Consider the following 12,771-nt stretch of genomic DNA (forward strand, 5'->3'; position numbering starts at 1 on the left):
GCCGCGGGCGGCGAACCAGTCGACCGGGTTCGGCACCGCGCGCAGCGCCCGCGGACCGGCCGCCGCCATCATCGTCCCCTCGGGGGTGGCGACCAGCGCACCGCGCTTCACGGCGGTGCCGGCGTCGCCGCGGTTGAGGCCGAACAGGCCGCCGTACGACCAGCGGTTGCGGTCGCGCCGGGCCTCGGTCTGGCTGGGCCGGCCGCCGTTGAGCAGCTCGGTCAGCCGCACCAGCTCGCGCGCCCGGCGGGCGTCGTCGACGCGGACGTAGGGGCGCTCGTCGGGGCCGCGCCAGACGGTGCGGCCGGCCAGCGGCGCGAAGGTCGCCGCGGTGACGCCCTCTTCGCGGGCGCGGCCGACCACCTGCTCGGGGTGAGCCCGGACGCCAGCGTCCACCGGACCCACTCGCGGTACAGGTCGTCCGGCTCGCCGCTCAGCAGGCCGGCGCCGCGGAGCAGCGCGACGGTCGCCTCGGTCATCGGCTCCTCCTCGGCCAGTCGCAGTCAATCTACTGGGGCGCTGTCACATTCGGGCTCCGGGAACGACCCACAGGAGGTGTGGTCCTCTCGTCCTCGCGCGACCGGTCCGGTCCGCCGCCCGCGGGCTGGCGGAGCTGTCCGGTCTGGTTCACGACGGCACCAGCGCCCTCGCCGCGTCGGTGCTGTCCCGCGTCCGCGTCGTCGGCCGGTGCGCCGGTCCGGCGCTGCCACCGGACCGGCACGACCGTCGGCGACGCCCCGTCGCGATGCGGCTGGCGCTCGCGACCGCCGCCGCGACGCTGACGCTCGCGGTCGAGTCCGCCGCGGACGAGCTCGGCGTGCTCCTGCGTCCGGCGGCCGCGGCCGCGGCGCGGCGCGGACCACCACGGGCAGCCGTATCCGCTCACCCGCTGACCCGGGCACAGCGACGGGCGCTGCGCTACTACACGACGGTCGAGGGTCGACGAGTGAACGCTTCTGCGCCGGCCGGACGACACGCCACCACGCGGGGCGGACCTGCGCCGGCTCGTCGACGACGCCGTGGCCGGGCTGGCGGCCTGCCGCGGTTCACCGGGTCGTCTATCGCGGCACGTCGCTGCCGGCCGCGCAGCTGCCGCGGTGCGGCCGGGCGTCGTCGTCGCGGACAGTGGGTTCGCCAGCGCGTCGGCCAGTGCGTCGGTGGCCGAGGCGTTCCGCGCCGGCGGTAACGCGTTCATCACCATCGTCGGCCGCACCGGCGCCGAATCCGGGCACTGTCCTCGTTCGCGCACGAGGCCGAAGTGCTGTTCCCGCCCGGCACGCGGTCCGGGTCGTCGGCCGGTCGTGGGACGATCGACGCGAGTGCTGGAGCTTCCTGATCGAGGAGGTGGCCGCGTGCGCTTCGACCGCGCCGTCTACGACCGGCTGAGCGCGAGGACAAGGCCGCCTACTCCAGGCCACCAGGCCGCGCAGACACAGGCCCGCCGCCGCCGAGGGCATCGCCCCCGAGAAGGCGCACGCCCAGGAGGGCTTCGAGTATCGAGAACGACGACGGCGCCGCCACCCGCGAGGGTGACGGCGCCGTCGATCAGGGACGACGGACTCGTCAGTTGTACGAGCCGAAGTCGTAGTCCTCGAGGCGCACGGCCTCGCCGGACCCTGGCCGAACTCGTAGTCGGAGTAGTCGGCGCCGTAGTCGACCATGGAGTACATGGCCGCCTTGGCCTCCTCGGTCGGCTCGACCCGCAGGTTGCGGTAGCGGGCAGGCCCGTACCGGCCGGGATCAGCTTGCCGAGGATGACGTTCTCCTTCAGGCCGATCAGCGGGTCGGACTTGGCGTTGATGGCCGCTCCGTGAGCACCCGCGTGGTCTCCTGGAACGACGCCGCCGACAGCCACGAGTGGTGGCACGACGCCTTGGTGATGCCCATCAGCTGCGGACGACCCGAGGCCGGCTGACCGCCCTCGGCGACCGCTCGCCGGTTCTCGTCCTCGAACGGGACCGCTCGACCAGCTCGCCGGGGAGCAGGTCGGTGGTGCCGCTCTCGAGCACGGTGATCCGGCGCAGCATCTGCCGCACGATGATCTCGATGTGCTTGTCGTGGATCGACACACCCTGCGACCGGTAGACCTCCTGGACCTGGTCGGTCAGGAAGACCTGGACGCCGCTGGCCCTGGACCCGCAGCACGTCGTGTGGGTCGGCCGTACCGGAGTGCAGCAGCTCGCCGACCTCGACGCGGTCGGCGTCCTGGACGCGCCACTGGGCGATGCCAGGCGCGCGCCGGTTGGTCCACTCGAACACCCGTCGCGACAGCGGGAACGACTGCTCCTCGGCGCCGTCGTCGGGGACGATGACCGCGTGGGCGCCCTTGGCGTCCTCCTCGATGCGGACCCGGCCGGCCGACTCCGAGAGCGGAGCCTTGCCTTCGGGCGCGCGCCTCGAACAGCTCGACCACACGCGGCAGACCGTGCGTGATGTCCTCACCGGCGACACCGCCGGTGTGGAACGTCCGCATGGTCAGCTGGGTGCCGGGCTCGCCGATGGACTGGGCGGCGATGATGCCGACCGCCTCGCCGACGTCGACGAGCTTGCCCGAGGCCAGCGACCGGCCGTAGCACATGGCGCAGACGCCGGTCTTGCTCTCGCAGGTCAGGACACTGCGGACGCGGACGTTCTCGACGCCCGCGGCCACCAGCCGGCGATCTCGACGTCGCCGAGGTCGTCGCCGGCCGAGGCCACCTTCGTGCCGTCGGGCGACACGACGTCCTCGGACAGCGAGCGCGCGTAGACCGAGGTCTCGACGTGCTCGTCGACGATGAGCCGGCCGTCGGCGCCGGTCGTGGCGATCGGCAGTGCCAGACCACGCTCGGTGCCGCAGTCGACCTCGCGGATGATGACGTCCTGCGAGACGTCGACCAGCCGCCGGGTCAGGTAACCGGAGTCGGCGGTCCGCAGCGCGGTGTCGGCCAGACCCTTGCGGGCGCCGTGCGTCGAGATGAAGAACTCGACGACGGACAGACCCTCGCGGAAGCTCGCCTTGATCGGCCGCGGGATGGTCTCACCCTTCGGGTTGGCGACCAGGCGCGCATGCCCGCCAGCTGGCGGATCTGCATCCAGTTACCACGGGCACCGGAGGTGACCATGATGTTGATGGCGTTCTCCGACGCGAACGACGCGCGCATGGCCTCGTCGACCGCGTTGGTGGCGTCGGTCCAGATGTCGATGAGCTCTTCGCGCCGCTCGCCGTCGGAGATGACACCGCGGGCGAAGTTGCGCTCGACCTTCTCGGCCTTGGCCTCGAACCCCTCGAGGATGCGGCCTTCGTCGGCGGCGCCACGACGTCGTCGAACGAGACCGTCACCCCGGACCGGGTGGCCCAGTGGAAGCCGATCTCCTTCAGCGCGTCCAGCGTCGCGGCCACCTGGATCTTCGGGTACCGCTCGGCGAGGTCGTTGACGATGCTGCCGAGGCGCTTCTTGTCCACGACGGCGTCGACGAACGGGTAGTCGAGCGGCAGCGCCTCGTTGAACAGCGCCCGGCCAGGGACGTGCGCAGCGTCAACGGCTGGCCCGGCTCCCAGTCCTCCGGAGTCTCGAAGCCGGCCGGCGGCACGACGTCGTTCACCCGCAGGGTGATCGGCGCCTGCAGCGACAGCTCACCGCGGTCGAAGGCGGCGATGCCCTCGGCGATGGACGAGAACGCCCGGCCCTCGCCGATCTGCTCGCCACGGTCGGAGGTCAGGAAGAAGATGCCCAGCACCATGTCCTGCGTCGGCATGGTGACCGGCCGGCCGTCGGCCGGCTTGAGGATGTTGTTGCTGGACAGCATCAGGATGCGGGCCTCGGCCTGCGCCTCCGCCGACAGCGGCAGGTGCACGGCCATCTGGTCGCCGTCGAAGTCGGCGTTGAACGCCGTGCAGACGAGCGGGTGGATCTGGATGGCCTTGCCCTCGATCAGCTGCGGCTCGAACGCCTGGATGCCGAGACGGTGCAGCGTCGGCGCCCGGTTCAGCAGCACCGGGTGCTCGGCGATGACCTCCTCGAGGACGTCCCAGACGACCGGGCGGGCGCGCTCGACCATGCGCTTCGCGCTCTTGATGTTCTGCGCGTGCGACAGGTCGACCAGCCGCTTCATGACGAACGGCTTGAACAGCTCGATCGCCATGCCCTTCGGCAGGCCGCACTGGTGCAGCTTGAGCTGCGGGCCGACGACGATGACCGAACGGCCGGAGTAGTCGACGCGCTTGCCCAGCAGGTTCTGGCGGAACCGGCCCTGCTTGCCCTTCAGCATGTCGGAGATCGACTTCAGCGGCCGGTTGCCGGGACCCGTGACGGGACGGCCGCGGCGGCCGTTGTCGAACAACGCGTCGACGGACTCCTGGAGCATCCGCTTCTCGTTGTTGACGATGATCTCCGGCGCACCGAGGTCGAGCAGCCGCTTGAGGCGGTTGTTCCGGTTGATGACCCGACGGTAGAGGTCGTTGAGGTCGCTGGTCGCGAACCGGCCACCGTCGAGCTGCACCATCGGGCGCAGATCCGGCGGGATGACCGGGACGGCGTCGAGCACCATGCCGCGCGGGTCGTTCTTCGTCGTCAGGAACGGCGAGACGACCTTGAGCCGCTTGAGCGCACGGGTCTTCTTCTGGCCCTTGCCGGTGCGGATGAGGTCGCGCAGCTTGTCGGCCTCGGCCTCGAGGTCGAAGCCGTCGATGCGCTCCTTGATCGCCTGCGCGCCCATGCCGCCGCGGAAGTACTGACCGAAGCGGTCGCGCATCTCGCGGTACAGCAGCTCGTCGCCCTCGAGGTCCTGGACCTTGAGGTTGCGGAAGCGGTCCCAGACCGCGTTCAGGCGGTCGATCTCGGCGTCGGCGCGCTTGCGCAGCTGGCTCATCTCGCGCTCGGCCGACTCCTTGACCTTGCGGCGCGCGTCGCCCTTGGCACCCTCGGCCTCGAGCTCGGCGAGGTCGGCCTCGAGCTTCTTCGCCCGGGTCTCGACGTCGGCGTCGCGGCGCTGCTCGACCTGCTTGCGCTCGACGTCGATCTGGCCCTCGAGCGAGGACAGGTCGCGGTGGCGCGACTCCTCGTCGACCCAGGTGATCATGTAGGCCGCGAAGTAGATGACCTTCTCGAGGTCCTTCGGGGCGAGGTCGAGCAGGTAGCCCAGCCGCGACGGCACACCCTTGAAGTACCAGATGTGCGTGACGGGGGCGGCCAGCTCGATGTGGCCCATCCGCTCGCGGCGCACCTTGGCGCGCGTGACCTCGACGCCACAGCGCTCACAGATGATGCCCTTGAAGCGGACGCGCTTGTACTTGCCGCAGTAGCACTCCCAGTCGCGGGTGGGACCGAAGATCTTCTCGCAGAAGAGCCCGTCCTTCTCCGGCTTCAGAGTGCGGTAGTTGATCGTCTCAGGCTTCTTGACCTCGCCGTGCGACCACCCGCGAATGTGTTCGGCGGTCGCGAGGCCGATGCGTAGCTCGTCGAAGAAATTGACGTCGAGCACGTGTGTCCTTCTCTCGCTCAGATGTTTCAGGTCTGTGGTGGCTGGCGGAAATGGGAGGCCGGGTCAGGAACCGGGCCTCCCACCACCGTCAGACCTCTTCGACGCTGCTCGGCTCGCGCCGGGACAGGTCGATTCCGAGTTCTTCTGCCGCGCGGAAGACGTCTTCGTCGGTCTCCCGCATCTCGATCTGGGAGCCGTCGCTGGAGAGCACTTCGACGTTGAGGCACAACGCCTGCATCTCCTTGAACAGCACCTTGAACGACTCGGGGATACCCGACTCGGGGATGTTCTCGCCCTTGACGATGGCCTCGTAGACCTTGACGCGGCCGGGAACGTCGTCGGACTTGATGGTGAGCAGTTCCTGCAGCGCGTACGCCGCGCCGTAGGCCTGGAGCGCCCAGACCTCCATCTCACCGAAGCGCTGACCGCCGAACTGCGCCTTGCCACCCAGCGGCTGCTGCGTGACCATCGAGTACGGACCGGTCGACCGGGCGTGGATCTTGTCGTCGACGTGGTGGTTGAGCTTCAGGATGTACATGTAGCCCACCGCCACCGGCTTCGGGAACGGCTCACCGGACCGGCCGTCGAACAGGTTGGCCTTGCCGTCGCCGCCGACCAGGCGGACGCCGTCGCGGGTCTTGAGCGTCGACCCGAGCAGGCCGGCGATCTCGTCCTCGCGCGCACCGTCGAAGACCGGCGTGGCGACCTTGGTGTCGGCCGGCGCCTCGGCGGCGCCGATGCCCCGCAGCCGGGTCTTCCACTCCTCGTCGTCGCCCTCGACCTCCCAGCCGGTCTTGGCCACCCACCCGAGGTGGGTCTCCATGACCTGGCCGAGGTTCATGCGGCTCGGGACGCCCAGCGGGTTCAGCACCATGTCGACCGCGGTGCCGTCCTCGAGGAACGGCATGTCCTCGACCGGGAGGATCTTGGCGATGACGCCCTTGTTGCCGTGGCGGCCGGCGAGCTTGTCGCCGTCCTGGATCTTGCGCATCTGAGCGATGTAGACGCGGACCAGCTGGTTGACGCCCGGCGGGAGCTCGTCGCCCTCGTCGCGGTCGAACACCCGGACGCCGATGACCTTGCCGGACTCGCCGTGCGGCACCTTCAGCGAGGTGTCGCGGACCTCACGCGCCTTCTCACCGAAGATCGCGCGGAGCAGCCGCTCCTCAGGGGTCAGCTCGGTCTCGCCCTTCGGGGTGACCTTGCCGACCAGGATGTCGCCGTTGGTGACCTCGGCGCCGATGCGGATGATGCCGCGCTCGTCGAGGTCGGCGAGGACCTCGTCGGAGACGTTCGGGATGTCGCGCGTGATCTCCTCGGGGCCCAGCTTGGTGTCGCGGGCGTCGACCTCGTGCTCCTCGATCTTGATCGAGGTGAGGACGTCGTCCTGGATGAGCCGCTGCGAGATGACGATGGCGTCCTCGTAGTTGTGGCCCTCCCACGACATGAACGCGACCAGCAGGTTCTTGCCCAGCGCCATCTCACCGAGCTCGGTGGACGGGCCGTCGGCGATGACCTGACCGGCCTCGACCCGCTGCCCCTCCTCGACGATCGGCTTCTGGTTGATGCACGACCCGGCGTTGGACCGGCGGAACTTCGCCAGCTGGTACGTCTGGTACGTGCCGTCGTCGGCCATGACGGTGACGTAGTCGGCCGACAGCTCGGTGACCACGCCGCTCTTGTCGGCCAGGATGACGTCGCCGGCGTCCTCGGCCGCGTGCGACTCCATGCCGGTGCCGACCAGCGGCGACTCGGACCGGAGCAACGGCACGGCCTGCCGCTGCATGTTCGAGCCCATGAGCGCGCGGTTGGCGTCGTCGTGCTCGAGGAACGGGATCATCGCGGTGGCCACGGAGACCATCTGCCGCGGCGAGACGTCCATGTAGTCGACCTCGCCGCCCGGGACGGTCTCGATCTCGCCGCCGCGCTTGCGCACCAGCACCTTGTCCTCGGCGAACCGGCTGTCGTCGGTCAGCGGCGCATTGGCCTGCGCGATGACGCGGCGGTCCTCCTCGTCGGCGCTCAGGTACTCGATGTCGTCGGTGACGTGGCCGTCGTTGACCCGGCGGTACGGCGTCTCGATGAAGCCGAACGGGTTGATGCGCCCGTAGGTGGCCAGCGAGCCGATCAGGCCGATGTTCGGGCCCTCAGGGGTCTCGATGGGACACATGCGGCCGTAGTGCGACGGGTGGACGTCGCGGACCTCCATGCCGGCCCGCTCGCGGGACAGACCACCCGGACCCAGCGCGTTGAGCCGGCGCTTGTGCGTCAGCCCGGCCAGCGGGTTGGTCTGGTCCATGAACTGCGACAGCTGGGAGGTCCCGAAGAACTCCTTGATCGCGGCCACGACCGGCCGGATGTTGATCAGCGTCTGCGGCGTGATGGCCTCGACGTCCTGCGTGGTCATGCGCTCGCGGACGACGCGCTCCATGCGGGACAGACCGGTGCGGACCTGGTTCTGGATGAGCTCGCCGACGGTACGGATGCGGCGGTTGCCGAAGTGGTCGATGTCGTCGACCTCGACCGGAACCGTGTTCTCGCCGGTGGTCAGCTCGTTCTCGTTGGCGTGCAGCCGCACCAGGTAGCGCAGCGTGCCGACGATGTCGTCCATGGTCAGCGTGCTCTGGTCGAGCGCGAGGTCGACGCCGAGCTTCTTGCCCAGCTTGTAGCGGCCGACCCGGGCGAGGTCGTAGCGCTTCGGGTTGAAGTAGGCGTTCTCGAGCAGCTGCTGCGCGGCCTCGCGCGTCGGCGGCTCACCCGGGCGCATCTTCCGGTAGATGTCGAGCAGCGCTTCGTCCTGGGTGGTGGTGTGGTCCTTCTCCAGGGTGGCGCGCATCGACTCGTAGTCGCCGAACTCCTCGAGGATCTGCTCGTTCGTCCAGCCCATGGCCTTGAGCAGCACCGTGACGTTCTGCTTGCGCTTGCGGTCGAGGCGGACGCCGACCATGTCGCGCTTGTCTATCTCGAACTCCAGCCAGGCACCCCGGGACGGGATGACCTTGGCGGTGTAGATGTCCTTGTCCGAGGTCTTGTCGAGCGAGCGCTCGAAGTAGAGGCCCGGCGACCGCACCAGCTGCGACACGACGACGCGCTCGGTGCCGTTGACGATGAACGTCCCCTTGGGGGTCATGAGCGGGAAGTCGCCCATGAAGACCGTCTGGGACTTGATCTCGCCGGTCTCGTTGTTGATGAACTCGGCGGTGACGAACAGCGGCGCGGAGTAGGTGAAGTCGCGCATCTTGCACTCGTCGATGCTGTTCTTGGGGTCCTCGAAGCGAGGGTTCGAGAACGACAGCGACATGGTCGCCGAGAAGTCCTCGATGGGACTGATCTCGTCGAGGATCTCCTGCAGGCCCGACGTGGTGTTGACGTCGGTGCGCCCCTCGGCCTCGGCAGCGGCGACTCGCGCCTGCCAGCGCTCGTTTCCGAGCAGCCAGTCGAAGCTGTCTATCTGGAGGGCGAGAAGGTTCGGAACGTCGAGAGGTTCGCGAATCTTGGCAAAAGAGATGCGACGCGAGACATTGGGGCCAGCAGTGGTGGTGGGCGTGACGGCCAACAGGGGTCCTTCCGAGGGCACACGGTCGGAATGCACGCGCAGTCCTCAACCCAAGCGGGCAGCATCGGCGAAGGGCAGCGCAAAGCTGCAGTCTAACCCAAAGGGCACACTGCTGTCGAGTGGTCAGCCACTCCGCGCTTCCTTCTGTCTCGCATTCCCCACCCCGCTGCCAGATCAGCATCTCGTCAGGACCAGGCCCGCGTCAAGCACCGACGCCCCCCTGTTCACCGAATTGGCACCTGAAATGCCGCATTCGTGGTGCTCAGCAGCCGATCAGTGACTCATCCGAACGTACGATCCAGTGGCGCGCCGGGGGCTTGCGGCGGGCCGGACGGCGTCCGCGCGGGCGGAGAATTTTCGCCGCAGGCGAACAGCCCGCCCCCCTCACATTGAGTTGATCATGGAGAAGGGCGGCTTCCGAGCGCCTCCAGAGCCGACCTTCTCCATGATCAACTCGGGTCCGGGCAGACCAAAGGGGACGTCGGACGCGGACGGGCCCGGCACCCCGCGAAGGGGGTACCGGGCCCGTGGAGCAGTGGGTCAGCGACTCACTTGACCGAGACGGTGGCGCCGGCGCCCTCGAGGGCCTCCTTGGCCTTGTCAGCGGCCTCCTTGTTGACCTTCTCGAGCAGCGGCTTCGGCGCGGCCTCGACGAGGTCCTTGGCCTCCTTGAGGCCGAGCGACGTCAGCGCGCGGACCTCCTTGATGACCTGGATCTTCTTGTCGCCGGCGGCCTCGAGGATGACGTCGAACTCGTCCTTCTCCTCCTCGGCCGGGGCGGCGCCACCGGGGGCAGCAGCGCCCGGAGCGGCGGCGACGGCGACCGGGGCGGCCGCGGTGACCTCGAAGGTCTCCTCGAACTTCTTCACGAACTCGGAGAGCTCGATGAGGGTCATCTCCTTGAACGCGTCCAGGAGGTCCTCGGTGTTGAGCTTCGCCATGGTGGCGGGTTCCTTTCTCTGTTCGGCTGACTGCCGGGTTGTCGTACGGGCTCGGGGCCGTGGGACGACCCCCGGGCGTTCAGCCCTCGTTCTGCTCCGTCGCCTCGGCCGCGTCGGCGGCCTCGGTGGCGGGTGCCTCGGCGGCCTCGGCGGCGGGTGCCTCGACGGCGGGTGCCTCGGCCTCGACCTTCTGCCGCAGCGCCTCGAGGACGCGAGCGGTCTGCGCCAGCGGGGCGTTGAACAGCGACACCGCGTTCTGCAGCGACGCCTTCATCGCACCGGCCAGCTTGGCCAGCAGGACCTCGCGCGACTCGAGGTCGGCGAGCTTGGTGATCTCCTCGCTGGAGAGCGGCTCGCCGTCGAGCAGGCCACCCTTCACGACGAGGACGGGGTTCGCCTTGGCGAAGTCACGCAGACCCTTGGCGGCCTCGACCGGGTCGCCCTTGACGAAGGCGATGGCCGACGGGCCGGACAGGTAGTCGTCGAGCCCCGAGATCCCGGCTTCGCGCGCCGCGATCTTGGTCAGCGTGTTCTTCACCACGGCGTAGGACGCGTTCCCACCGAGCGACCGACGCAGTTCCGTCAGCTGCTTGACGGTGAGGCCGCGGTACTCGGTCAGCACGACCGCGTTGCTGGCACGGAACTCGTCCGCGAGCTCGGCGACCGCGGCTGCCTTGTCAGGCCTCGCCATGGGGCTCCTTCTTCCGGATGGGGTGCCGGTGGAGACCCGCAGACATGAAGAACGCCCCGGCACAGGCACGGGGCGAAAGGGCACCGGCAGCGGCCGGCACGACGTTCGTCTCACACCTGCGCGGGCCGCCCACATCGCTGCGGGGCCTTCGTCACGATCGGCTGGCGACCGTGAGACCGGCGGTCTTTGGCAGCGTTCATGGTACGGGCACAGGGCCGCCGTCGCCAAATCAGCCGAACGGGCCGGTCTTCTGGTCCTGGAACGAGTGCACCATGTCGCGCAGCTCCTCGGTCCGCCCGCCCGGCCAGTCGTCCGGCGGCGCGACCGCCAGCCAGGCGTCCACCAGCTCGCCGCCGTAGTTGTGCCCGTGCCCGGCCGGCACCGTCGCCGACAGCGCCATGTCCGCCGTGACCTGCCAGAACGTGACGAACGGGTACCAGTCGAGGGTGGGCAGGACGTCCGGGCCGTGCTCCTCGTCGATAAACTCCGGCCGCTCGAACATCAGGTCCCACGACCACAGCGTCACCGGGTCGGAGGCGTGCTGTAGGAACACGACCGGCGGGCCCCCGTCGAACTCGAGGTCCAGCGGCTCCTGCCAGCCGCCCCAGAACTTCACCTCCTGGCCGCCGTCGACGACGGGCAGCCGGGCCGGCGAGCCGGGGTCGCGCTGCCCCGTCAGCTCGCGGCGCAGCGAGTGCCGGCTGGGCGCGCCGACCCACAGCGCGCCGTCGACCTTCGAGCGCAGGTCGTCCAGCGAGTCGAACGCGGCCGCGCTGCCCAGCGCGCCGAGGCTCTCGCCGTAGACGATGAGCTTCGGCCGCTGCGACGGCGGCCGCTCCAGCCACGCCTCGTGCACGGCCTCGAACAGCGCCTGGCCGGCCAGCCGCACCTGCTCCTGGTCGGCGACGAACGAGATCCAGCTGGGCAGGTACGAGTACTGCAGCGCGACGATCGCGGAGTCGCCGTTGTAGAGGTACTCCAGCGCGTCGGCCGCCGCGCCGTCGACCCAGCCGGTGCCGGTCGTCGTCACGACGACGAGGACGTCGCGGTCGAAGCCGCCGGCCCGCTCCAGCTCGCGCACCGCCAGCGACGCCAGCCCGGCCGGCGTCTCGGCGGAGTCCATGCCGACGTAGGCGCGGACGGGGTCCAGCGCGGGCACGCCGCTGAACTGCGTCAGCTCGTCGACGGTGGGCCCGGACGACACGAACTCGCGGCCCTTGCGGCCCAGCGAGTCCCACGTGACCAGCGAGCCGGGGCCGCCGGAGTGCGTCGCCGAGCCGGGCGCGTTGTTGCCGGCCTCGGTCTCCATGTTGACCGCCGCGAACGCGTCGTTGGCCACGCCCAGCAGCGTCGGGTACAGCAGGCCGGTCCACGACCAGAACGCGATGCCGCCGACGACCAGCACCGACGCGACCAGCGCGACCTGCGGCGGCACCCAGCGGGCGAAGAACCGGCGCAGCCGCCGCGACGCGCCGCGCAGCAGCCGGGCCAGCGCCAGGAACACGACGAAGATGGCGCCGGCGACCAGCAGGATCAGCAGGTAGTGGTTGGGTCCCGGGCTCTCGACGTCCATCAGGGCGCGCAGCTCGGTCTGCCAGGCGGCGTTGTCGGCCAGGTACCACGTGACCGCCACGGCCGCCGCCACCCCCAGGCCCCACCAGGCGATCAGCCGGGTCCGTCGCGCCGGCGTCAGCAGGTCCGGCCGCACCCGGCGCAGCACCAGCCGGACCACCCACGCGAGCAGCACGCCCAGCGCGTAGCCGATGGTCGCCGTCAGCCCGCTCACCATCGCCTGGTAGATCCAGGTGCGCGGCAGCAGGGTCGGCGTCAGCGACCAGCAGAAGAAGCAGGCGGCGCCGACCAGGCCGCCGTAGTCCGGGCTCAGCCAGGTCAGGAACCGGCCGAGCACGGGGATCTGGTGCACCGACGGCAGCCCGCGGCGGGCCGACGCGGCGCGGTCCAGCAGCTGCGTCACCGGCACCACGTCCCGGCCGCTGCGTCAATCTCATTCCGAAGTCGGGTTATGCAAAGATCACGAACTCTCTCCAGTCGACATTCGCCCTGGACCGATCGGGGGGACCTTCGGTCACCTAGAGCCTCGTCGGTTTTGCATAACCCGACCT

The 12,771-nt window shown here is 69.9% G+C and carries 5 protein-coding genes and 1 pseudogene; all 6 read right to left on the bottom strand.

The features are described 5' to 3' along the window. The coding region (locus tag BLV05_RS00005; RefSeq protein WP_157524170.1) for a hypothetical protein at window positions 1-396 on the bottom strand (396 nt) is incomplete at its 3' end. A gap of 1,167 nt (window positions 397-1,563) precedes the next feature. Continuing rightward, window positions 1,564-5,460, bottom strand: a pseudogene (locus tag BLV05_RS38450) (DNA-directed RNA polymerase subunit beta'). 88 nt (window positions 5,461-5,548) lie between these two features. Next, window positions 5,549-9,019, bottom strand: a complete 3,471-nt coding sequence (rpoB, locus tag BLV05_RS00015; protein WP_046772651.1) for a DNA-directed RNA polymerase subunit beta — start codon at window positions 9,017-9,019, stop codon at window positions 5,549-5,551. Between the two features lie 545 nt (window positions 9,020-9,564). Beyond that, window positions 9,565-9,957 carry a 50S ribosomal protein L7/L12 gene (gene rplL / locus BLV05_RS00020; RefSeq protein ID WP_046772609.1) on the bottom strand — a complete coding sequence of 131 codons (393 nt, stop codon included), beginning with the start codon at window positions 9,955-9,957 and terminating at the stop codon, window positions 9,565-9,567. 79 nt (window positions 9,958-10,036) lie between these two features. Continuing rightward, window positions 10,037-10,648 carry a 50S ribosomal protein L10 gene (gene rplJ, locus BLV05_RS00025; RefSeq protein WP_046772608.1) on the bottom strand — a complete coding sequence of 204 codons (612 nt, stop codon included), beginning with the start codon at window positions 10,646-10,648 and terminating at the stop codon, window positions 10,037-10,039. 229 nt (window positions 10,649-10,877) lie between these two features. Next, window positions 10,878-12,623, bottom strand: a complete 1,746-nt coding sequence (locus BLV05_RS00030; RefSeq protein WP_152691106.1) for an alpha/beta hydrolase — start codon at window positions 12,621-12,623, stop codon at window positions 10,878-10,880. Between the last annotated feature and the right edge of the window lie 148 nt (window positions 12,624-12,771).

The organism is Jiangella alkaliphila, from assembly GCF_900105925.1.
In the GTDB taxonomy this organism is placed as follows: domain Bacteria; phylum Actinomycetota; class Actinomycetes; order Jiangellales; family Jiangellaceae; genus Jiangella; species Jiangella alkaliphila.

Excerpts from the sequence above, each read along its gene's own strand:
- rplJ (WP_046772608.1), bottom strand. The coding sequence starts at position 10,648 with ATGGCGAGGCCTGACAAGGCAGCCGCGGTCGCCGAGCTCGCGGACGAG.
- rplL (WP_046772609.1), bottom strand. The coding sequence starts at position 9,957 with ATGGCGAAGCTCAACACCGAGGACCTCCTGGACGCGTTCAAGGAGATG.